Genomic DNA, 22,281 nt, shown 5'->3' with positions numbered 1-22,281 from the left:
TTCAGACTAGCGTGGCAGAATGGGAAAGAACCCGGTCGCCGAAGTCTTAGTTCTTGCTCAGGAAGTCGCGCTCGGTCTCGTCGAGTCGGCGGCGCACCGCATCGCCCAAGGCCGGATGGGCCGTGAGAGTCGGATCGTCCTCGATGATCGTATGCGCAGCCGCCCGGGCCTCGGCGATGAGCTCGCCGTCGCTCGCCACCCGTAGCAGGCGCAGAGAGGAACGGGCGCCCGATTGGCTACTGCCGAGCACGTCGCCCTCGCGACGAAGCTCGAGGTCGACCTGCGCGAGCTCGAAGCCGTCGAGCGTCGCGGCGACGGCCTCTACACGTTGCAGGGCGATGCTGTCCTTCTCGGCGCGTGTGACAAGCAGGCACAGCCCCGGAACGCCGCCGCGACCGACCCGGCCGCGCAGCTGATGCAGTTGCGATACGCCGAAGCGATCCGCGTCGAGCACGACCATCGTCGACGCATTGGGCACGTCGACCCCTACCTCGATCACGGTGGTCGCGACGAGCACATCGATCTCCCCGGCTGCGAAGGCGAGCATCCGCGCCTCCTTCTGCTCGCTGGTCATCCGGCCGTGCAACGGCTCGATGCGACGTCCGGCGAGAGCCGGATCCCTCAGCAGTCCGGCGAGCACCTTCTCGACGGATGCCGGTTCGACGGGCACGTTCCCGTCCACCGGCTCGAGTTCCTCGCCCTCCTCGACCTGCCTGGCCTCGATCGCGGGACAGACGACAAAGACCTGCCGCCCCTCGGCGAGCTCTTCTGCGACGCGCTGCCAAATGCGCGGCTCCCAGTTCGGGCGTCCTGCGAGCGGCACGACGAAGCTCTCGATGCCTTGTCGCCCGGCCGGCAGTTCGCTGATCACGCTCACGTCGAGATCGCCGAAGACCGTCATTGCGACGGTGCGCGGGATCGGGGTCGCCGTGAGCACGAGCACGTGCGGTTGAACGCCTTTGAGCCGCAGCGCCTCGCGCTGATCGACGCCGAAACGATGCTGTTCGTCGACGATGACGAGCCCGAGGTCGAAGAAGGAGACCGATTCCCCCATGAGGGCATGCGTGCCGACGACGACTCGCGCCTGTCCGGACACGGCACGGAGCAGAGCACGTTTGCGGTCGGCGGTCGCGAGCTGTCCGGTGAGCAGGGTCGGAACGAGTTCGGCGGCGAGATCAGGCCCGAGAATGCGGGCGATCGAGCGCAGGTGCTGTGCGGCGAGCACCTCGGTCGGCGCAAGCAGTGCGGACTGCCCGCCGGAGTCGGCGACGGCGAGCATGGCCCGCAACGCCACGAGCGTCTTGCCGGAGCCGACCTCGCCCTGCACGAGACGGTTCATGGGCGACGCCCGAGCGAGGTCGTCGGCGATCTCATCGCCGACCCTGAGCTGGTCATCGGTGCGCCGGAACGGGAGGGAGGAGTCGAAGCGTTCGAGGAACCCGCCGGAAGTCGGCAGCCGGGGGGTCGCACGCTGAGCCTTCGCGCTCGCGCGCTGCTGCAGCAGCGCCGCCTGCAACACGAGCGCCTCGGTGAAGCGGAGGGTGTCTCTGGCGCTTCGCCAATCGGCATCCGTTTCGGGGCGATGCACCAGCTCAAGGGCACGGCCGTGCGGCAGCAGGCCTCGTTTGCGACGGAGCAGCTCCGGCAACGGCTCGGGGATGTCGCCGAGACCGTCGAGCACGATCGCGATCGAACTGGCGAGCTGCCAGCTCGCCACGGTGCTCGTCGCCGGATAGATGGGGATGGGGGCTTCGGCCCAGCGACGAGCCGCCTCCGGGTCGCCGAGGGAGGCGTCGCTCTGCTCGTCGAAAAGCTCGTAGTCGGGATGAGCGAGCTGCAGCGATCCCTTGTAGTCGGAGACCTTGCCGGCGAAGATGCCACGGGCGCCGGGCCGGAGCTGCGTCGCCCGCCACTTCTGGTTGAAGAAAGTGAGGGTCAGGATGCCGTTGCCGTCGGAGATCTTGGCCTCGACGATCGAACCGTTGCGAGCCTTCATCGATCGTTCCCGCACTTCGAGCACCTCGGCGACGATCGTCACGTTCTCGTCGACGGGGAGGTCGCCGAGTGCGGTCAACTCGCCGCGGCGCGCATAACGCCGCGGATAGTGGCCAAGCAGTTCTCCGACCGTGACGAGTCCGAAGGCTTTCTGCAAGGCCGCCGCCGTGCGTCCGCCGAGCACGGACTGGAGCTTCGAATCGAGGCCGAGCCTGTCGGCTGCTCCTGCGTCGAACGATCCGGTCATGCTTCGATCGTAGAGGTGTCCTCCGACGGTCTCTCCGCGGTCAGCACGGCGATCTCCGCCGCCACGTACCGGTCGTCCGGGCGTTTCTCGGCGAGGCTCTGCTGCAACGCCAGCGCCTCGTCGTTCCGGCCGAGGGTCCGCAGACAGCGGGCGATCGCCCAGCGGGCGAGGAAGCGCTGGTCCGAGGTTCCGACGGTGCGTGCGAACTCGAGGGCCTGCTCGAAATGCGGGAGCGCCTCGTCCGGTCGCCCTGTGTCGTGTAGGTGCCAGGCGAGGTTGTTGTGCAGGGCGACACCCCAGCGCCGGGTGCGCGGCTGCGTGGCTTTGTCGAGCACGGCGAGGCCTTCCTCAGACCACTCCTCCTCGTGGCCGGTGTCCGTGATCGCGAGCATGTGCAGCGCATCGAGGACGAGGAAACTGACGTCACCGGATGCCGCCTCGCGCGCGGCCTTCGTGAAGAGCGGGACCGCCTCGTCCGGCTTCTTCTCCGCGTTGCGCAGCCGACCCCGTTCGAGAGCGATCCTCGCGGCCACGACATGACTGTCGCTCTGGATCGCGTCGAGCACCGCATCGCCGTCGTCGAAGCGCCCCTGAAGGCCGAGGGCACGCGCGAGCTGAGTGGCGAGCTCCGCGCGGGCCTCCTCGCTGTAACTCGCATCGTCCTTTCCATCACGGAAACGCTCTGCCGAGAGCTGCGGATCGGCGAAATTCCACAGTTTGTCGAGCACCGTCTGATCGATCGTCTTCGCTTGAGTGCTTGCATCTGTCACCCAACCATCATCACAGATTGTCCCCCGCCCACGCGTAGGCTCAGGTAACGATGACGAGAATTGTTGCGGGCTTCGCAGGCTCTTTGACCCTCGCAGTGCCGAAGCACGGCACCCGCCCAACGAGCGACCGCGTGCGCGAGGCGATCTTCTCGGCGCTCGACGCGAGGGACGCTTTGCCCGGGGCGCGAGTGCTCGACCTCTACGCCGGCTCGGGTGCCCTCGGCCTCGAGGCCGCGAGTCGCGGGGCCGCCACGGTCACCCTCGTCGAGCGGAGCGTCGCTGCGGTCCGCGTCTGCCGCGGGAACGCCGAGGCGATCCTGCGCGCCGCACCATACCCCGATACCTTGCAGATCGGGGTGACCGGGCAGCCGGTTCAGGCCTTCCTGTCGGCGTCGCACGCCCTGTTCGACGTGGTGTTCGTCGATCCCCCCTACGAGCTGGGCGAAATCGAACTGAGCCACAATCTGGTGGCTCTCGAACACCGTCTCGCAGAGGAAGCGATCGTCGTGGTGGAGCGCAGTTCGCGATCGCCCGAACCGAGCTGGCCGCACGGCATCGAGCTCGAACGACGCAGGGACTATGGCGAGACCACGCTGTGGTGGGCACGACGAACGACCTCACGAACGGCGAGCGGACCGGGTTGACCGACCCTAGCCCGCGTGCCCGTCCCATCCTCGGTACGGGTCCCAGCCGGTGTGAGCGTTGGGAACGCCGCCGACGGTCAGGGCACCGGGATCGGCCGTGACCCGGCCGATCGCGCGGAAACCCTCCGGCAACGTCGCCTCCGCTGGGAAGGCCGCCAACAGACCGTGGTCCTCTCCCCCGCCGAGCGCGAGCTCCCGGTCTGCGCCGAGAGCAACCGGGTCGAGGTCGATACCGACCCCGCTGGCGCGGGCGATGCGCGCCGCATCGAGCGCGAGACCGTCGGACACGTCGAGCATGGCGGTGGCACCGGCGAGCGCGGCCACCGCACCGAGCGCCACGGGGGGCTCAGGCCGCAACTGGGCGGAGACGAGGTGCGGATGACGCTGGCGCAGGGACTCCGCGCGTCGGGCATCCGGAACCCCGTCGTCGGATACCCCCTCTCGGAACAGCAATCGGAGACCGCGAGCGGCGTCGCCGAGACGCCCGGCGATGGCGAGCACGTCTCCGAACCGCGCACCGGAGCGCAGAACGGGCCTCCGGCCCTCGAGATCACCGAAGGCCGTGACCGCCAGAGTCAGCGTCTCGGATGCCGAGAGGTCGCCTCCCACGACACCGCAACCAGGGGCGAGCGCCTCACAGCATTCCCGGAGACCGTCGGCGATGCCCTCGAGTACGGCGACGGGCAGATGCTGCGGGGCGGCGATGGCCACGAGCAGCGCCGTCGGTCGCGCTCCCATGGCCGCGACGTCTGAGAGATTGGTCGCCGCGGCCTTCCACCCCAGATCGTTGGGCGTCGACCAGGCCAGCCGGAAATCCGGACCGTGCACCATCATGTCGGTCGTGACGACGTAGCGCCCGTCTGGGGCCGCGAGCACGGCCGCGTCGTCGCCAGGACCCACCAGAGTCGCCGACGACCTCGGCAGACGGGGGAAGATGCGCTCAAGAACGGCGATCTCGCTGAGTTCGGCGAGGGTCTCGCCCGAGCCGGGGCGGTCGACGTTCGTCATACTTCACACGCTAGCCTGAAAGAGATGACTTCTCATTCTCTCCCGCATGCCTCTGTCGCCATCACGACGGCCCTCCTGACGGCGGGGACGCTCGCCGGCTGCGCGTCGGCCGTCCCCTTCGATGCGGCGCCGAATGCCGCCGATCCGCTGTGCGCAGAGGTCATCGTGCGACTGCCGGATTCGGTCGGAGACAACCGGATCCGCGAGACCAATGCCCAGGCGACGGGAGCATGGGGCGATCCGGCGGCGGTCCTGCTGCGCTGCGGAGTGGATGTCCCTGGTCCAACGACCCTGCGCTGCGTGAACGTCAACGGCGTCGACTGGATCGCCGACGAGTCGCGGGCCCCGGTCTTCCGCTTCACAAGCTACGGCCGGACCCCGGCCGTCGAGGTCGTCGTCGACAATGACAAGGCGTCGGGAAGCGTGCTCGTCGACCTCTCCGCGGCCGTCTCGAGCATTCCCGCCGAGAAGCAATGCCTCGACGTCACCGATGTCGCACCGTGAACTGCGCAGGCGGGGTATCTCTCAGCGCTTCGCGTGTGCGAGCGCCACGTCGATCATCTCGTCGATGAGCTCCGGGTAGCTGAGCCCCGAGTTGAGCCAACACGTCGGGAACATCGAGATCGGTGTGAAGCCGGGCATGGTGTTGATCTCGTTGACGACGAAGCCGTTCCCCGTCAGGAAGAAGTCGACACGAGCAAGCCCAGCGCCGCCGACTGCGTCGAAGGCGCGGATGCCGAGGGCTTGCATCTCGCCGAGCTCCTCGACCGTCAGCTCGGCCGGACAGACCAGCTCGACACCGTGTGCGTCGAGGTACTTCGCGGCGAAATCGTAGAAGTCGCGGCCCGTCACCAGGATCTCACCGGCGACCGAGGCTCTGGCTGTCTCGCCGGGCCGCCCGCCGAGCACGGCGACCTCGATCTCCCGTCCGATCAGACCCGATTCGATGAGCACCTTGTCGTCCTCCGCGAGCGCGATCGACATGGCGGCGGCGAGGACTTCCCGCGATGAAACCTTGCTCACGCCCACGCTCGAGCCGGCACGGGCCGGTTTGACGAACACGGGAAGACCCAGCTCGTCGAGCGCGGAATAGGCTTCGTCAGGATCCGTGGCCCAGGCATGCGCCGTGACCGTACGCCACGGCGCGACCGGGATACCCGCCTGTCGCAGCACCGTCTTGGTGAAGTGCTTGTCCATGCCGAGCGCGCTCGCGAGCACCCCGGAGCCGACGAAGGGCAGCCCGAGGAACTCGAGCATGCCCTGGATCGTGCCGTCCTCACCGTACGGGCCGTGCAGAACCGGAAAGACCAGGTCGACCTCGCCGAGCGAGCGCCTGACGTCGTCCGCCTCGGCGACCGAGAGCTCCCGCGACGCCGTGCTCTCCGGCCAGCACACGCGTGTTCCGTTGTCGACGACCTCAGGCATCGCAGCCGGATCGAGCGTGAAGAGCGCAGCATCGTCAGGCTGCAGCGTGAAGGCGCCCTCACGGGTCACCCCGATCGGGATGACGTCGTACCGCTCGCGGTCAATCGCCGAGAGAACCCCGCCCGCCGTTGCGCAGCTGATGGAATGCTCGCTTGAGCGACCCCCAAAGAGCAGCGCCACCGTGAGCTTGTCCGTCATCGAGAGTCCTTTCGCCCTGCGGCTCGTCCGAGTCGGTCGTCAGATGAGGCGCGATGTCCTTCGGATCCAGCGTACCGTCGAGCACCTGCCGCACCTGCTCGACGATGGGCATCTCAACGCCCTTCGCGCGCGCCAGCTCGAGGATCGGCCCGACCGAAGCAAACCCCTCAGTGGTCTGCTGCATCTGCTTGACGACGTCGCCGAAGCTGTAACCCTGGCCAAGCAGCCGTCCCGCCGTGTTGTTGCGCGAAAGCGGAGACTGGCAGGTGGCGATAAGGTCTCCGAGGCCCGCGAGGCCGGAGAGCGTCTCCGGTTGGGCACCGTAGGCGACGGCGAAGTCGGTCATCTCGACGAGACCGCGCGTGATGATCGACGCCTTGGTGTTCTCGCCGTAGCCGACACCGTCGACGATGCCGATCGCCACGGCGATGAGGTTCTTGAGCACGCCGCCGAACTCGGTGCCGATGACATCCGTGTTCACGAATGAGCGGAAGTACCCGTTCGTCGCGAGCATGGCGACAGCCTGGGCCGTCTCGAGACTCGTCGAGGACACGACGGCTGCGGTCGGCTGCTGTTTGGCGATCTCGAGCGCGAGGTTCGGCCCCGAGATCACCGCGATGTCGTCCGGTGCGATCGGCAGGACCTGCGCGATGACCTCGCTCATGCGCAGACCACTCGCGCGCTCGACGCCCTTCATCAGCGACACGACGATCGCGTTCTCACCGAGATGCGGCTGCACCGCCACGAGGTTCTCCCGCAGCGACTGGCTCGGCACGGAGACGAACACCTGTTCGGCGCCGGCGAGCGCCAGATCGAGGCGGGCCGTGGCGCGCAGACTGACAGGGAGGTTGACGCCGGGGAGGTAGTCGCTGTTGCGCTTGGCCTCCTGGATCTCGCGCGCCAGCTCTGGGCGTCGCGCCCAGACCACGACGTCGGATCCGCCGTCGGCGAGGATCTTCGCGAAGGTCGTCCCCCAGCTTCCTGCGCCGAGTACGGCGACCCGTTTGCCGTGCACCACCGCGAGGTTGCGAGGCTTCTGCGCCTTAGCTTTCAAAACGACCCGTCTCCTTCTGATCATGCTCGGCGGGGTTCCATCGTCTCTCCGGCGCTGGTTCATCGCGCAGATCGGCCAGCAGCTCGGTGATGGCCTCCATCACGACCGTCGTCGCCGCGTTGAGATTCGCGGTGTCGAGCGGCTTGCCACGGAAGGCCGAGAGATCGACGGGATCGCCGATCTTCACAAGGACCGTCTTGCGCGGAAAGATGCTGATCTTCTTGGAGTACCGCGCCATGATGGCCTGGGACCCCCAGTGAGCAGCCGGGATGACCGGGATGCCGCGTTCGAGGGCGATGCGCACGGCACCGGTCTTTCCGCGCATGGGCCACATGTCCGGGTCGCGCGTCAGCGAACCCTCTGGGTAGACGACGACCATCCGGCCCTTCTCGACAAGCTCTTCAGCGGCGCGGATGGCGGTGTGACTCTTGCTCCCGTGCCGGTCCACCGGAATCTGCCCCGACGCGCGCAGAATCCAACCCGCGACGGGAATCCTGAACAAGGAGGCCTTGGCGAGGAAGCGTGGCAGCCGGCCGAGCCTCCACGAGACGACGCCCATCACGACCGGGTCGATCTCGCTGTAGTGGTTCGGGGCGAGCACGAACGCCCCCGTGCGCGGAAGCTTGTGGCCGTCCTCGATCTCGTATCGCGCGGCGAGGCTCATGACGGGGACCAGCAGGGCGGCGAGAAGCCAGAAGATCGACGGTCGGCTCTTCTCCGAACGGATTCTCCGGGCGGCGGGCGTCGTCTCAGATGGGGGCACTCCCCCATTATCCTTCGAGAACGAAGTCCGCTCCCAACAGCCGCAGCTTGGTGATGAAGTTCTCGTAGCCACGGGCGATGATGCCGACGTTGCTCACGGTCGACGTTCCCTCGGCCGTGAGAGCCGCGATCAGGTGGCTGAAGCCGCCACGCAGATCGGGAACCTCGATGTCGGCTCCATGCAGTTTGGTCGGGCCGGAGATCACGGCTGAGTGCTTGAAGTTGCGCTGTCCGAAACGACAGGCCTGTCCGCCGAGGCACTCCTTGTGCACCTGGATGGTCGCGCCCATCTCGATGAGGGCGTCGACGAAGCCGAATCGTTGCTCGTAGACCGTTTCGTGCACGATCGATACGCCCTCGGCTTTGGTGAGTGCGATCACGAGCGGCTGCTGCCAGTCGGTCATGAAACCCGGATGCACATCGGTCTCGATGAACACCGAGGTGAGCGGCCCTCCCGGATGGTAGAAGCGGATGCCGTCCTCGTGGATGTCGAACTGACCGCCGACCTTGCGGAACACGTTGAGGAAGGTGAGCATCTCGGCCTGCCGAGCCCCGCCGACGAAGATGTCACCGTCGGTCGCGAGGGCAGCGGCGGCCCAGCTCGCCGCCTCGTTGCGGTCGAAGAGCGCCCGGTGGGTATACCCATCGAGGTGCTCGACGCCCTCGATTCGGATGACCCGATCGGTGTTGACCGAGATCGTCGCCCCCATCTTCTGCAGGATGTTGATGAGATCCATGATCTCGGGCTCGATGGCGGCACCTTTGAGCTCGGTGATGCCCTCGGCGCGCACCGCGGTCAACAGTACCTGCTCGGTCGCGCCGACGCTGGGGTACGGAAGCTCGACCTTGGTGCCCCTGAGGCCGTTCGGCGCCGACATCCTGATGCCGCTCGGCAGCTTCTCGACGACGGCGCCGAACTTGCGCAACACCTCGAGGTGGTAGTCGATCGGACGGTCACCGATACGGCAGCCGCCGAGATCGGGGATGAACGCCTCGCCGAGGCGGTGCAGGAGCGGTCCGCAGAACAGGATCGGGATGCGGCTGGAGCCCGCGTGCGCGTCGATATCGGCGAAGTGGGCGCTCTCGACGTTGGAGGGGTCGAGGATGAGCTCGCCCTCCTCCGGTCCCTCGGTCACCTGGACGCCGTGCACCTCGAGCAGTCCGCGCACGATGCGCACGTCGCTGATGTTCGGCACGTCCTTGAGCACGCTCGGGCTCTCGCCGAGCAGCGCCGCGACCATCGCCTTGGTGACGAGATTCTTGGCACCTTTCAGCTCGATGCGACCCGTGAGCGGCTTGCCACCGTTGATCGTGATCCTGTCGACATTGAGTCCGACAGCCGAACCGTGGTTCTTGGCATCCTCACCGAGTGTGTTCACACGTCTTCCACCTGCACTGCCAGCCTCACGGGGAGGGTCTGCGGCCGCCAGTGTTCCCGGCGGGCCTCGAATTCTTCGATGAGCGCCTCGTCGCGCAGGGTCAGCCCGATGTCGTCCAGACCCTCGAGCAACCGCCACCGAGTGTAGCCATCGACCTCGAAAGGAACCTGAAGATCACCGATGCTCGCAATACCCGCAACCAGATCGACGGTCGCGTCTATTCCCGGGGCGGCCTCGATGGCCGCCCAGAGCCTCTCGGCATCCGCCTCGCTGATCTGGGCAGCGAGCAAACCCTGTTTGCCCGAGTTGCCTCGGAAGATGTCGCCGAACCGTGGGCTCAGCACGACATCGAAACCATAGTCGCGGAGCGCCCAGACGGCGTGCTCGCGCGACGAGCCGATACCGAAGTCGGCGCCGGCGACGAGCACCCGCGCGCCCCGGTACGCCTCCTGGTTGAGCACGAATTCCGGGTCCTGTCGCCAGGCCGCGAAGAGCGCGTCGTCGAAGCCCGTCTTGGTGACGCGTTTGAGGTAGACGGCCGGGATGATCTGGTCGGTGTCCACATTCGAGCGACGCAGCGGCACGGCCACGCCGGTGACTGTCGTGAACTTCTCCATCACGCCGCCGCCTCTCCTGACGTGGTTTCGACCCATTCCGCCGGTGGCTGCTCCAGATCCCAGGGGCTCGAGAGCGTACCCCGGATCGCAGTCGCTGCCGCGACGAGCGGCGACACGAGGTGGGTGCGCCCACCCTTGCCCTGCCTGCCCTCGAAATTGCGGTTCGATGTCGACGCGCACCGTTCGCCGGGAGCGAGCTGGTCCGGGTTCATCCCGAGGCACATCGAGCATCCGGCGAAGCGCCACTCGGCGCCGAACTCGGTGATGATCTTGTCGAGACCTTCGGCCTCGGCCTCCAATCGCACCCGGGCCGACCCCGGCACGACCATGACACGCACGCCCTCTGCCTTGGTCTTGCCCTTGACGATCTCGGCGAAGGCGCGCAGATCCTCGATCCGACTGTTGGTGCACGATCCCATGAACACGGCGTCGACCGCGACCTCCTTGAGCGGGGTTCCCGCGACGAGGTCCATGTATTCGAGGGCTCGCTCCGCCGCCGCACGCTCGTTCGCGTCGGCGAACTCGGCCGGATCCGGAACGCGGTCGCTCAGTGACACGCCCTGCCCGGGGTTGGTGCCCCAGGTGACAAACGGTTCGAGCGTGTTCGCGTCGATGACTAGCTCGGCATCGAACTCGGCGCCTTCATCGGTCGCGAGAGTGCGCCAGTATGCGACGGCCTCGTCCCAGTCGGCGCCTACCGGGGCGTGCGCACGCCCCTCGAGATAGGCGAAGGTCGTGTCGTCCGGGGCGACCATGCCCGCCCGGGCACCTGCCTCGATCGACATGTTGCAGATCGTCATCCGGCCCTCCATCGACAGCGCGCGGATGGCGCTGCCCCGGTACTCGAGCACATAGCCTTGACCACCCCCAGTGCCGATCTTCGCGATCACGGCGAGAATGACGTCCTTGGCAGTGACACCGCGACGCAACTCGCCGTCAACGGTGATCGCCATGGTCTTGAACGGCTTGAGCGGCAAGGTCTGCGTCGCCATGACGTGCTCGACCTCGCTCGTGCCGATCCCGAACGCCATCGCGCCGAACGCACCATGGGTCGAAGTGTGCGAGTCGCCGCAGACGACCGTGATGCCCGGCTGGGTGAGGCCGAGTTGCGGGCCGACGACGTGCACGATGCCCTGCTCGACATCGCCGAGCGAGTGCAGCCGGATACCGAACTCCTCGCAGTTGCGACGGAGGGTCTCGATCTGGGTGCGACTCGTGAGGTCGGCGATGGGCTTGTCGATGCCGATCGTCGGCGTGTTGTGGTCCTCCGTCGCGATCGTCAGATCGGGCCGGCGCACAGGACGCCCGGCCAGGCGCAAGCCGTCGAATGCCTGCGGGCTCGTCACCTCGTGCACGAGGTGCAGATCGATGTAGATGAGGTCGGGGGTGCCGTCTTCGCCCTTCTTCACGAGATGCGCGTCCCAGACCTTCTCGGCGAGGGTGCGGGGTCGAAAGATCGACGATGTTCCGGTTGTCATGGTGAGTGCGTCTTCCTCAAGAATGGTGGTCAGCCAGCGACGGGCTCCGCGACGAGGGAGGCCTGGAGACTAGGACTCGTCGCGGCACAGAAGAACTCGACCGAACAGCACTCCTATAGATTACACCGGATCACCGGGTGCCTAGCGCGCTCACCTGCGTCCATCGCGAACGACACGGAAGGAGAACTCGCCGAGTTTCAGCGTGTCACCGGACCGCACGACCCACCTGGACCCCGGTTCGAGCTCGGTCTCGGATCCGTCCACCCCGACCACGACGACCCCGTTCGTGGAGTGCAGATCGAGCACGGAGAGCTCACCGCCCTCGAGGTCGACGAGCAGATGGGTCTTCGACACGGAGCGGCTCGGATCATCGAGCGCGCGGAGCTCCGCGTGCGGTCGCGTCTCGACGGCGCCTGGATCACGGCCGAGCACGAGCGAGCCCGTCACTTCGATCTCCACCCCGTCCGGCAGGACGAGACGCCAGGGGCCGGGCACGGATGCGTGAGCGGGTGGCAGGACAGGGGCTGCTGTGGCCGGGCCGGCCGCCACCGGGTGGAAGACGGGGAACGTCGCGGGCCGCACGACAGAGGCGGCTGGGGCAGGCTCACCCTTGTGCTGCGGGATCAGGCCCGGCGGCGGGACGATGAAGTCGCGGTTGTCCACGCCACCACTCTAGCCAGCGGCGTCCGCCGGCGTGCCCATGCCCGCCGAAGCGGCCGACCCCGACCGCCCCGGGAGCGCGACGTTCACGCTCCTCCAATCACGTTGCGAGCGGATCCGGAAGCGGGCGATCATGCGCCGTGTTCGACCGGCGGAGCGACGGGCGATGCCGAGCGACTCCTCGACCTCGTTCCAGCGCTCGGAGACAGACTCGTCGGCGACCTCGTCGCCGCCGAAGACGGCGGCGTCGATCTCTGCGGCGATCGGGACGAGCCGGATCGCGGTGCCCGGTGCAGCCGAGCCCTCGACCGCGCGGACAGGCCCGGTATCCGTGTGGAGGGGTGCGCTGTCACCGACTCCCTGCTCGTGCAACTGCCCCTCGAGGCTCAGGGCGACCTGACGTCTCGTGCGTCCGCGCGGCACCTCGAAGCCGAGTTCGGCGTAACCGTCGGTGAGCTCGTCCCACGCGCCGGCGACCCGGCGATCGCCGCTGCCGCGCCCACGTCGACGGGCACGCCGGCGCTTCTTGAGCGCGGCGATCGCGAGGAGCGGAACACCGAGGAGAAGCAGGGGGATGCCGACGATGCCGGTGACCGCCCAGACCCAGCCCGGGATCGCGAACGGCGGCTTCCGGTCGTCCTTGTCGCTGTCGTCGGTCTCGACCGCCGTCAGCAGCTCGTCGCTGCGGTTGTCCGTGCGCGGTGGCTGGCGCACCTGCGGCTGAGGTTCCGTCTTCGGCTTCGGCGTGAGGTCCTGCGGCACGTCCGTCTGGTCTGGCGTCGGATAGAACGGCACCCAGCCGACACCCAAGAACGCGATCTCGACCCACGCCGTGACATCGTCCCCGACCACCCCCACCGTGCCGCCGCCGTCGGGGATGTCGGGAGCGAAGCCCATGACGACCCTGGCCGGGTAGCCGAGGTCGCGCGCCATGAGCGCCATCGCAGAGGCGTATTGCTCCTGGTCCCCGACCATCTGGGTACGGGTGAAGAGCTCGATCATCCGGTCGGCGCCGTGACCTGCGCGAGAGGGAACCGCGTCCGATGCGAGGCCGTGACTGAGAAAACCCTGGGTCTTCAGTCTCTGTTCGATGGCGCGCAGCTTCGCGATGGGCGTCTCGGCCTCGCCCGAGAACTCGACCGCCTTCGCGACGACGATGTCGGGGAGGTCCTGCACCGACGGCTGGGCGATCTCGGCGACCGGGACGTCCGCGAGGGCGTCGTCGGAGACAGAGGCCTGTTGGACCGACAGCACGTTGAAACGGAAACCGGACTCGAGCCCGCCCGTCAGCACGCCCGTGCCGGAATCCGGCCGATAGCGCACGGTCTCGGCGAGAGCCCGACTCTCGCCATCCTGGAAGTCGATCCGCGAGGGATAGCCGCTGAACGGCAGCCAGACGTCCGAGTACTTCTCGATCTCGACGGTGGCCTCGGTCATTGAGCTCGGCGTGAGGAGCGGCGGCGGCGGCACCGTGCGGCCGATGAGGCTGAAACCGGCCGCTCCGGATGCGGCCTCCTCCGGTCCGGCGACGTTCCAGAGCTTGCCGTCATACGAGTCCATGCTCGCCATCCGGATGCTCTCCCCTGGCTGCAGGCCCGAGACGGTGAAGAGGGTGGTGTCGACGAGGTCCTTGGTGTACTTCCGAAACCCGGCGAGCGGGCTCGGAAACTGGAGCGGGTCGAACGGGGGCTCGATCTCGTCGCGGAGGACGAAGCGGCTGGACGACGGCGGGGCGACCGCCGCGCCGACGAGTGCTCCCACGAGAGCCGCGCCGACGACGACCACCGCAGTGCCGACGAGCTTGCCGCGAAGAAGCCGTGCGGAGCCCGCCGCGTCGGCACGCTCTGCGCCAGAGGAACGCCAGCCGAGCCAGACGAGCGCCACGACCGCGAAACTGATCCCGCGCACCGCGGCCAGGTATGCCTCATCGGTGCCGAGTAGGATGCCGACCACATAGAGGGCGATTGGTCCGACGAGGAGCACCCCAGAACGCCAGACGGTGCGCGGACGCCGCGGCAGCCAGCGGGTCACGAGGAGCGTCCCGACGAGCGCGACGAGCCAGGTGGACACGTATGGCAGCACCGGCATGTAGTAGGGGGCTTCGACGGGGGCGGCGAGCGTGACGATGTCCGCCCAGCCGTGGACGGCGCCGATCGCGAGGCCCGCGAGCGATCTGAGACTCGGGAGCACGGCGAGGATGCCCTCTCCCGGCATCGCGAAGAGCGTGCCGAGGAGGAAGTAGCCGACGATCCCCGCCAGCACGGTCACAACGAGACCCAGCCGCAGCGCGTTGGCGGCGAGGACGACGCCGGTGCCGACGAGCAAGCCCCCGAGACCGGCGAGAAGAAAGTCGTACTCGCCGAAGGAAGTCTCGAAACCGAGCACGCCGAGCAGGCAGAGCAGGGTGAGTACGCCGAGGTCGACGACGGTGCGCACGCTCATCGATGCACCCGCCGCAGGAGCTTCGGAAGGTCGTCTAGCGTGCCGACCGTGAGCACGGTGATCCCCGAGACCGCCCCGACGCGCGATGAGGCACCGCATTCGACTCGGAAGGCGATGGTCATGGTGTCGAGTCCGAAGAGCGTCGTGACGCTCCGCAGCTCGGCGAGCGGAAGTGTCGAGCCGGCGACGATCATCGCGACGCTCGGCGGCGAGAGGCGCTTCGTCGTGTCACGGGCGAAGTCGCGAAGCGAGGGATAGGCGCCCTCGACGCCGAGGAGGCGGCTCGAGTCGTCGAGGAGGGTCGTCGGCGTGCTCGTGCGGAGCGGACGCTCCTCCGTCACGACGTTCAGCCGCGTTCCGTCACGGATGACCTGCAGGGCGAGCGAGGCGGTGACGGAGATCGCGAGCTCGAACTCCTCCTCGTCGGCGTAGTGATCGCGCTCCGTGGTATGAACGACGGTCAGCTGAGTGCGCCTGGTCTCCTCGAACTGGCGCACCATCAGCTGACCCGTACGCGCGGTCGTGCGCCAATGCACATTCCGCAGCGCATCACCCGGCTGGTAGGCGCGGAGTGCGTGGAAGGAGATGTCGTTGTCGGTGATCGTCTTGGTGACCTCGCCCTCGAGATCGCGAACGAGTCCGGCCGCCGACGACGCGAGCCGGGTGGTCACGGGGTGCACGAAGAGCTCGACGGGCTCGGTCCAGCGCACGGCGCGACGGAGCAGGCCGAGCTGATCGCCGCGAACGGAGACAGCAGGACCGGCGACAATGACCGCGCGGCGCTCGGTGGGCACCGCGAAGAGCTCCTCCTGCTCCCCTCCCGGCGGCAGGGAGGGGATCAGGAACTCGGCGAGACCGTCGCCGACCGGCAGCTCCATTCGAACGGGCAGAGCATTCCGCTCGGCGGTGTTCCGCACGAGCATCCGGCCGAGCGCGCGCTGACCCGCGACCACACGGTGGGGGTTCAGCTCGATGAGCACGGCGAAGCTCGAGCGTCCGAACACGAAGGCGACGGCGATGACGAATGCTGCCACGAGGGTCACGCCGATGAAGGAGAGTTCCATCCAGCCGAGGGCACCACCGAGGATCAGTGCGAGGGCTGCGCCACCCAGGGCCAGCCAGCCGGCTGGACCCACGACATCGATCACGGGCCGTATGAACGTCCAGAGCCGCGCTGCGAGCTGCCCGAGCAGTCGCCGAGCGTTGCCGAGCCCGCCCACGAGTGCGCGCCGGACGGAACGCAGGGCGTAGCCCGTCTGCGATGTCCGCCGCGACGACGGCTCGTTCGTCGGGCTCATGCGGCGCGGTACACGGGGGGTTCGACCTGGAGCAGCACGCGGGAGACGATCTGCTCGGCGGTGACACCGGCGAAGTCGGCCTCCGGATCGACGATGATGCGGTGCGCGAGCACGGGCACGGCCAGATCCCGCACGTCATCGGGCGTCACGTAGCTCCGGCCCTGTGAGATGGCCCAGGTCTTGACGGCGCGCGCGAGCGCCAGCGCGCCGCGCATCGAGACGCCGAGCGTGACGGAGGGGTCGACGCGTGTGGCCGAGACGATCTCGTTGAGGTAGCCGAGCACGGCGGCGTCCACGAACACCTCCGACGCCAGCTCCGCCATCGTCGTGACCGAGCTCGACGCGATGATCGGCGTCACCTTGGACGCGCGCGCCCGGTTGGACGAGTCGAGGAGCAGCGTGACCGCGGTGTCATGGTCGGGGTAACCGAGCGAGGTCTTGATGAGGAAGCGGTCGAGCTGGGCTTCTGGGAGCGAGTAGGTGCCCGCCTGCTCGACCGGGTTCTGGGTCGCGATCACCATGAACGGACTGCCGACCGAGTGGCTGACGCCGTCGACCGTGACGCGGCCCTCCTCCATGACCTCGAGCAGAGCCGACTGGGTCTTCGGGCTCGCCCGGTTGATCTCGTCGGCGAGGACGATCGAGGCGAAGATCGGCCCCCGGTGAAACTCGAAGACTCCCTTGCCCTGATCGTAGATCGTGACACCGGTGACATCAGACGGCAGGAGGTCCGGCGTGAACTGGATGCGCGAGTTCGTGCCGTCGAGCGTGTTCGCGAGAGCCTTCGCGAGGACGGTCTTTCCCGTGCCGGGGAAGTCTTCGAGAAGCACGTGCCCGTCCGAGAGCAGCGCGGCGACGACGAGCCGGATCACGTGGTCCTTGCCGAGGATCGCCTGGTCGACGTTGCCGACGAGTTTGGTGAACGCGTCGGCGAACCAGTCAGCCTGTTCCTGTGTCACTGCCATGGTGCTGTCCTTGCTCTCGGTTGTCGGGATGGGTGCCAGGTCATCGCCAGTCCTGGACATCGCTCTTCTTGCCGTCGACGGTGACCCAGACGTTCGGGTAGCCGCAGTAGCCGCTGTTCCCGCGGAACGATCCGCGGCCGTCCGCGCCGACGGAGATGCTGGGCGCGGTCTCGAGCTGGCCTCCGTTGCAATAGAGCACGACGGGGTAGCTGCCCTGCGGCCAGTCGGAGAGGTCGATGTTGTAGTACGTGGTTCCCGAGATCGGACCGGGGCCTCCTCGGAAGAGCGTGATCGTCTTGGCCGGCGGCGGCTTGGTGGGCGTCGCCTGACCGGAGCTCGTCCACGCACCGCAGTCGCGGGCGTTGCACGCCCTGACGTGGAACTGGTAGGTCGTGCCGTTGCCTCCGGATGCCGAGGCGGACTGGCCGCCCGTCTGTCCGGAGGCCGAGCTGCCCTGGATGAACGCCCACTCGTAACGGCTCACGGGTCGGCCACCGTCGCTCGACGGCGTTCCCCAGCTGAGCGAGAGCGCCCCACTGCCATCCTGCGCGGCGGTGAGCGTCGCCCCGTTCGGCGCGGACGGCACACCGTAGGGTCGGACGGCGTTGCTCGGCGCCGACTCGGCCGAGGTGCCCATCCCGTTGTGGGCGACGACCCTGAAGGTATAGCTCGTGCCGTTCGCAAGGTTCCCGATCGTGTACGTGCCCTCACTCGTCACCGGCCACTGTCCGCCGCCCCACAGGATCGTGTAGCCCGTGATCGGCGAGTTGTTGTTCGCGGTCGATGAGATCGTGACGGTCGCGGCGCCGTCGCCCTCCACCGCGACGGGGGCGCGGGGCGCGTCGGGCACGTTCCGTATGACGAGCGTGATGCGGCCCTGGGCCGCCCGCTCGGGATCCTTCGTGCCGTCCTCGATGCGATAGACCGCCGTCAGCGTCCCGGTCGCGGACGGCCCGGTGCGGATGACGACGTTCGACCCGGAGACGGAGACGGTGGCTGTGCCCCCCGGGACGTCCTGTTCGAGCTCGGCGCTGACGACCCGAAGGGGGACGCCGTCCTGGGCGAAGGGATTGAAGTCGTTGTCGAGCACGGGGACCGTGACCGTCGTGCTCGGCCGCGTCTCGAACTCTCCGTCGGGAACCGCCTGCGGCTTCGGCCGGGTGGAGGAGACGACCGTGACCGTCACAGTGCCGGGGACCGTGAACTCCTTGAGTCTGACCTCGAAGGAGAGGGTGACGCTCGTCCCCCGCTGCACACCGAGGGGCGCTGAGAGGCTGAGCGTCGCGCCGTCGAGGTTCGCCACCACGGAGCCGCCCCCGCCGGAGAGCGCGCCGTAGGAGACCTGCGAGACGAGCGCCGGGTTCGGGTGCCCCGTCGAGCTTCGGAGGTCGACGCTGTACGGGGCCTCGCCGGCCTCGATCGTGACGTTCTGGGCCGTGAACGTCGGCGGGGCGTCCTCGAAGTTGGGGTCGCCGACCGTGACCGGGATGGTGAGGAGCGCCGAGCGTCCCTTCGGGTCGTTCGCCGAGGTGCCGTCGGTGACCAGGAACGAAACGGAGGCGGGGCCGCGGTAGTCGCGGGCGGCGGTGAAACCGAGCGAGGTGCCCGAAAGCGAGGCCTCGCCGTTGACCGCCGAGGAGGACAGCACGATGAGCGGCCTACCCGACGGCACGACGACGAGCTCGGCCAGGTTCCAGTCGATGGTCCCGTTCATCCGCACGGTCTGCGGGGGCAGTGGCTTCAGATACGGCGGGCCGAAGGCCGCCTCCTCCTCGGCGTCCTTCGCATTCGGCACAGGCGGAACGACGATGAAGGATGTCGTGCTGAGCTCGTCGATGTCGTTGGTGAGCCTGTAGGCAATGACCTGCCGGGTGTCGCCAGGCTCGACGCGCACCTTCCCGCCGGCGAGCACCTCGCCTGCCTCGGCGTTCTGCCCGTCGAGGGTCACCACCAGATCCTCGAGCAGTCCACCGGGGTTCTGAGCCCCCTCGAGCACGTCGACGTCGACGCGGTTCTTGCCCGCGATATCCTTCGCCTCGAGCACATGGTCGATCGAGCTCGGGCGCACGGGCTTCGCGTCCTTCGTCACCTTCACCTGCAGGAAGGCCGTGTCGGATCCGCCGTGCCCGTTCGTGATCTCATAGCGGATCGTGAAGGCGCCCTCGCTCTCGGGTGCATCGACGATGACACGGTTGCCCGCGACCCGCGCTTTGATGCCGTCGTCGACCTCCGGCAGCTTCTTCGAGACCGTGAGCGCGTAGCCATTCGGATCGGAGTCGTTCAACCAAACGGGGATCGAGCCGGTGCGGCCCGGTTTGATCTCGATCGCGTCGTCGACGGCGTTCGGCGGCTGGTTGGCCTCGGGGCGCGGGATGACACCGACCTTGATCGTGCCGACCGCGGAGGCTCCACCCGTGTCCTCGACCTCGTAGCTGAAGGTGTCCGTCCCGGCGGCACCCGGGAACGACTCGTAGCTGACGGAGTTGCTCGCCGTCTCGACGATGCGTCCGTGCATCGGCACCGCGGTCACGCCCTTCAACCGCACGGAGTCGCCATCCGGATCGATGCCGTCGAGGGGCACGTCGATCTTCACCGTCGAGTCGGCGAAGGTGCGCACCGTGAGCGGAAGCGGGTTCGGCGGTTGGTTGCCCTCCGGGTTCGGCGCTACGACGGTGAAGCGAACGGTGGCGACCGCCGACTCGCTGAAGGCGTCGACGACCTGGTAGGAGGCACTGTAGACGCCGGCCTCACGGGGCGCCTGGTAGCGGACGGTGTTGCCGGAGACGAAGACGAGTCCGGCGGCGGCGCTCGCGTCGACGAGGTCCGGAGCGAGCGTCATCGTCGCGGAATCCGGGTGATAGTCGTTCTCGAGCACGGGGACGGTGACGATGTCGCCTGCACGCACGTTCACGGCGTCGTCGACGGCCACGGGTGGCTGGTGCTTTACGAGCGGCGGCACCGGGACGACGGTCACGCCCGCCGTCGAGGTGGAGACCCCGTCGCTGATCGTGTAGGTGAACTGGAGCTGCTGGGTGAGCGCCGACGCCGCGGTGACGCGAAGCACCGTGTTGGTGAGGAGCTCGACGGAGATCGCGTCCCCGCTCTCGCTCGTGTCGACCGATTGCACCGCGAGCACCTTGCCAGAAGGCGAGACGTCGTTGTTCAACACCGACAACGAGAACGGCTCCCCCGCACGGAGATAAGCGGTGTCCTTGACCGCGATCGGGGGCAGCGTCTCGGCCGGCGGCTCCTTGACGTCGACCCGGATGAGACCGACGCTCGCCGCGGGTCCGGCGCCGAGTGAGTAGAGAAAGACGAAGCTGCCGGCTCTGCCAGCCGTGACGGCGATCGTGCCGCGCTCGGTGTTCGGGACCACGGTGATCTCCTGCGGCACCTCGCTCACGCCGAGGAGCGCGAGGGGCGCACCGGACGGCGTGATGTCGTTGAGGAGGGGTTCTACGAGCACGGTCTCGCCGGCGAAGGTCTCGGCGAAGTCCGGTGTCCCGACCGGATTCAACGATCCCGTCGGCTGAACATCCACTCGCAACACCCCCGTCGCCGTCTCCACCCCGTCCGAGACGACGAAGCTGACCTCCTTCACCCCCAATTGCGCCGACTTGTGCTCGAACGTCACAAACCCCTCCGGCCCGAACCGCACCGCATCGCCGCTGCTCGGCGCCGCGGAGACCAGGTAGATGTCGTCGCCGTCGGGGTCTCGCCAGTCCGTGAGGACGTTGTAGCCGACGATCTGCCCCTGCTCTACGCTGAGCGCGCCCTCGCGGTGCGCGACGGGCGCCTGGTTCTCGGATGGAGGACGCACCGTGACGTCGACCTGCGCCTCGGCCACGCCGCCTGGTCGGCCATCGCTGACGGTGTAGCGGAACGACACCGTCGACACCGCGTTCTCGGAGGGGGTGAACTGCAGGGCGCGCCCACCGTCGATGACGTCGAGACGGCCAGCCGTTTCCGCGACGGCTCCGGTCTTGATGACCGTCAGCACATCGCCATCCGGATCCGTGTCGTTGTCGAGCACCGGGAGCACGGTGGTCTTTCCCGGGCGGACGCCGAAGACGTCGTCACGGGCGATCGGGGCTCGGTTCGTCTCCGTGCGCTCGGCAAGGGTGTCCTCGAACGATTGCTTGGACGCCTTCTCGTCGCCCTCCTCCGAGTCCTGCTCCTCGGGCGGCGTCACCTCGTCCCAGTTCTCGACGAGGCGCATGTTGGCGTCGACGAGCCAGACGTTGCCGTTGCTCAGATTGTTGAGCGCGATGACATCGCGATTGACGCGGAACTCCAGCTGGGACCCGGCCGTCGGCTGCTCGATCGACTCCACCCGGGGTTCCCCGTCCCCACAGGCGGCAACATAGCGTTGCGTGCTCGCCCAGGCGCCATGGGCGCAGCCGTTCAGCCACACGGGGGCTGACACCTCCGCCGGATCCGAGGAGCCGCCGTCTGCGCCGGTCGGGATCCGACGCGCCTCTCCTCCACCGAGCGGCACCATGAGCAGTTCGTCCGCGGAGGCGACGAGCACGTCAGCGGCTTCGCCCCCCGGCTGCTGAAGTCGGATACCCGGGGCGGGAAGCTCGCTCGTGCGTCCGTCGACGATGAGCTCGTTCTTCTCGAGGTCGAGTACGACGGCGGTGTCGCCGACCGCGCTCAACTGGTGCTCTCCATCGAGCCTCACCTCTCGCGCACTCGGTTCCGCCCCGAGGGAGTCGATACGGAAGAGCGTGTCCTTCTCAGGCGAGCTCGCGAAGACGACCCCGTCGTTCGTGACCGCGACGTGCCCTCCCTTCCCGAGCTTCAACACGGGATCCGACGTGCTCGGATCGAAGCTGAGCTCGCCGGCCGCGTCGACCGTCCAGAGCTCCCCGGATCCAGAGTCCAGTACCGCCAAGGTCTCTCCACCGAAGGCCAGTTCGGCACCGACGGGAACATCGATCCGCTCCACGAGCGTCGTGAACGACGGATGGATGCGCTCGACGGAACCGAGCGAGACATCGCTCAAGAAGACGTCATCGCCATCCTGCAGGACGTCCGCGGAACGGGAGGGGGTCGCCACGGCCGCGTTGAGCTCTTCGATCTGACGATTCAGTCGCCCGGCGAGCAGGGCCTCGCCGTTGGTCACCCAGACGTCACGAGCGCGCATGTCGACGTCGGTCACGGGGAAGCCCCGGTGCAGGATCGCGATCGTCACCGGCACGCCGACGAGCACCGCCAACGCGGTGACGGACGCCACGCTCTTACGAACGCGGATCCAGGACCAGAAGTGTCCCACCAGTCTCTCCCCCGGGTTGGCTCAACGGTGTCGCGAGGTCGACGGCCTCTCGCTTCGGATT

At 68.0% G+C, this 22,281-nt stretch carries 16 protein-coding genes; 2 read left to right on the top strand and 14 right to left on the bottom strand.

Annotated features, from left to right (window positions below):
* Positions 1–46: 46 nt before the first annotated feature.
* Together ACFQB0_RS03670 and ACFQB0_RS03665 are read right to left on the bottom strand one after the other, a co-directional pair.
* Positions 47–2,242, bottom strand: coding sequence for an ATP-dependent DNA helicase RecG (locus ACFQB0_RS03670; protein ID WP_386727704.1), 2,196 nt, complete (start codon positions 2,240–2,242; stop codon positions 47–49).
* Positions 2,239–3,012, bottom strand: a complete 774-nt coding sequence (locus ACFQB0_RS03665) for a tetratricopeptide repeat protein (protein ID WP_386727702.1) — start codon at positions 3,010–3,012, stop codon at positions 2,239–2,241. The genes ACFQB0_RS03670 and ACFQB0_RS03665 overlap by 4 nt, the downstream gene beginning before the upstream one ends.
* Positions 3,013–3,062: 50 nt before the next feature.
* On the opposite strand from ACFQB0_RS03665, the gene rsmD reads away from it, so the two are divergent.
* Positions 3,063–3,656, top strand: coding sequence for a 16S rRNA (guanine(966)-N(2))-methyltransferase RsmD (gene rsmD / locus ACFQB0_RS03660; RefSeq protein WP_386727701.1), 594 nt, complete (start codon positions 3,063–3,065; stop codon positions 3,654–3,656).
* A gap of 6 nt (positions 3,657–3,662) precedes the next feature.
* Here the strand turns inward: rsmD and ACFQB0_RS03655 are convergent, their stop codons facing one another.
* Positions 3,663–4,664 carry a thiamine-phosphate kinase gene (locus ACFQB0_RS03655; protein ID WP_386727699.1) on the bottom strand — a complete coding sequence of 334 codons (1,002 nt, stop codon included), beginning with the start codon at positions 4,662–4,664 and terminating at the stop codon, positions 3,663–3,665.
* A 24-nt stretch (positions 4,665–4,688) separates the two neighbouring features.
* On the opposite strand from ACFQB0_RS03655, the gene ACFQB0_RS03650 reads away from it, so the two are divergent.
* Positions 4,689–5,168 carry a DUF3515 family protein gene (locus ACFQB0_RS03650; RefSeq protein ID WP_386727697.1) on the top strand — a complete coding sequence of 160 codons (480 nt, stop codon included), beginning with the start codon at positions 4,689–4,691 and terminating at the stop codon, positions 5,166–5,168.
* Between the two features lie 21 nt (positions 5,169–5,189).
* On the opposite strand, the gene ACFQB0_RS03645 is transcribed toward ACFQB0_RS03650, so the two are convergent.
* The 11 genes from ACFQB0_RS03645 to ACFQB0_RS03595 all read right to left on the bottom strand — a co-directional run bounded on the left by ACFQB0_RS03645 (position 5,190) and on the right by ACFQB0_RS03595 (position 22,220).
* Entirely contained in the window at positions 5,190–6,287 is a 1,098-nt protein-coding gene (locus ACFQB0_RS03645) for a D-alanine--D-alanine ligase family protein (RefSeq protein ID WP_386727694.1), read from the bottom strand.
* A complete protein-coding gene (locus ACFQB0_RS03640; RefSeq protein WP_386727693.1) occupies positions 6,190–7,341 on the bottom strand; it encodes an NAD(P)H-dependent glycerol-3-phosphate dehydrogenase in 1,152 nt (383 codons plus the stop codon). Before ACFQB0_RS03640 ends, ACFQB0_RS03645 begins: the two co-directional genes overlap by 98 nt.
* The gene (locus ACFQB0_RS03635) at positions 7,331–8,104 is read right to left on the bottom strand and encodes a lysophospholipid acyltransferase family protein (RefSeq protein WP_386727692.1); all 774 of its coding nucleotides are present in this window, start codon (positions 8,102–8,104) and stop codon (positions 7,331–7,333) included. The genes ACFQB0_RS03640 and ACFQB0_RS03635 overlap by 11 nt, the downstream gene beginning before the upstream one ends.
* Before the next feature lie 7 nt (positions 8,105–8,111).
* Positions 8,112–9,482, bottom strand: a complete 1,371-nt coding sequence (gene murA / locus ACFQB0_RS03630; protein ID WP_386727689.1) for a UDP-N-acetylglucosamine 1-carboxyvinyltransferase — start codon at positions 9,480–9,482, stop codon at positions 8,112–8,114.
* Positions 9,479–10,099, bottom strand: coding sequence for a 3-isopropylmalate dehydratase small subunit (leuD, locus tag ACFQB0_RS03625; protein ID WP_386729632.1), 621 nt, complete (start codon positions 10,097–10,099; stop codon positions 9,479–9,481). Before leuD ends, murA begins: the two co-directional genes overlap by 4 nt.
* Positions 10,099–11,577 (bottom strand): 3-isopropylmalate dehydratase large subunit, encoded by a 1,479-nt coding sequence (gene leuC, locus ACFQB0_RS03620; protein WP_386727687.1) that lies wholly within the window; start codon positions 11,575–11,577, stop codon positions 10,099–10,101. The genes leuD and leuC overlap by 1 nt, the downstream gene beginning before the upstream one ends.
* Before the next feature lie 150 nt (positions 11,578–11,727).
* A complete protein-coding gene (locus ACFQB0_RS03615) occupies positions 11,728–12,240 on the bottom strand; it encodes an FHA domain-containing protein (RefSeq protein WP_386727685.1) in 513 nt (170 codons plus the stop codon).
* Between the two features lie 9 nt (positions 12,241–12,249).
* Positions 12,250–14,679 carry a transglutaminase-like domain-containing protein gene (locus ACFQB0_RS03610; RefSeq protein WP_386727682.1) on the bottom strand — a complete coding sequence of 810 codons (2,430 nt, stop codon included), beginning with the start codon at positions 14,677–14,679 and terminating at the stop codon, positions 12,250–12,252.
* A complete protein-coding gene (locus ACFQB0_RS03605; protein ID WP_386727680.1) occupies positions 14,676–15,977 on the bottom strand; it encodes a DUF58 domain-containing protein in 1,302 nt (433 codons plus the stop codon). The genes ACFQB0_RS03610 and ACFQB0_RS03605 overlap by 4 nt, the downstream gene beginning before the upstream one ends.
* Positions 15,974–16,942, bottom strand: a complete 969-nt coding sequence (locus ACFQB0_RS03600) for an AAA family ATPase (RefSeq protein ID WP_386727677.1) — start codon at positions 16,940–16,942, stop codon at positions 15,974–15,976. Before ACFQB0_RS03600 ends, ACFQB0_RS03605 begins: the two co-directional genes overlap by 4 nt.
* 40 nt (positions 16,943–16,982) lie before the next feature.
* Positions 16,983–22,220, bottom strand: a complete 5,238-nt coding sequence (locus ACFQB0_RS03595; RefSeq protein ID WP_386727675.1) for an Ig-like domain-containing protein — start codon at positions 22,218–22,220, stop codon at positions 16,983–16,985.
* Positions 22,221–22,281 lie beyond the last annotated feature (61 nt).

The organism is Luethyella okanaganae (assembly GCF_042660285.1).
In the GTDB taxonomy this organism is placed as follows: domain Bacteria; phylum Actinomycetota; class Actinomycetes; order Actinomycetales; family Microbacteriaceae; genus Luethyella; species Luethyella okanaganae.
The sequence above is the reverse complement of the archived record's forward strand: the minus strand, read 5'-3'. Positions and strand labels throughout refer to the sequence as shown.

Excerpts from the sequence above, each read along its gene's own strand:
- ACFQB0_RS03670 (WP_386727704.1), bottom strand. The coding sequence starts at position 2,242 with ATGACCGGATCGTTCGACGCAGGAGCAGCCGACAGGCTCGGCCTCGAT.
- rsmD (WP_386727701.1), top strand. The coding sequence starts at position 3,063 with ATGACGAGAATTGTTGCGGGCTTCGCAGGCTCTTTGACCCTCGCAGTG.
- ACFQB0_RS03655 (WP_386727699.1), bottom strand. The coding sequence starts at position 4,664 with ATGACGAACGTCGACCGCCCCGGCTCGGGCGAGACCCTCGCCGAACTC.
- ACFQB0_RS03650 (WP_386727697.1), top strand. The coding sequence starts at position 4,689 with ATGACTTCTCATTCTCTCCCGCATGCCTCTGTCGCCATCACGACGGCC.
- ACFQB0_RS03645 (WP_386727694.1), bottom strand. The coding sequence starts at position 6,287 with ATGACGGACAAGCTCACGGTGGCGCTGCTCTTTGGGGGTCGCTCAAGC.
- leuD (WP_386729632.1), bottom strand. The coding sequence starts at position 10,099 with ATGGAGAAGTTCACGACAGTCACCGGCGTGGCCGTGCCGCTGCGTCGC.
- leuC (WP_386727687.1), bottom strand. The coding sequence starts at position 11,577 with ATGACAACCGGAACATCGTCGATCTTTCGACCCCGCACCCTCGCCGAG.
- ACFQB0_RS03610 (WP_386727682.1), bottom strand. The coding sequence starts at position 14,679 with ATGAGCGTGCGCACCGTCGTCGACCTCGGCGTACTCACCCTGCTCTGC.
- ACFQB0_RS03605 (WP_386727680.1), bottom strand. The coding sequence starts at position 15,977 with ATGAGCCCGACGAACGAGCCGTCGTCGCGGCGGACATCGCAGACGGGC.
- ACFQB0_RS03600 (WP_386727677.1), bottom strand. The coding sequence starts at position 16,942 with ATGGCAGTGACACAGGAACAGGCTGACTGGTTCGCCGACGCGTTCACC.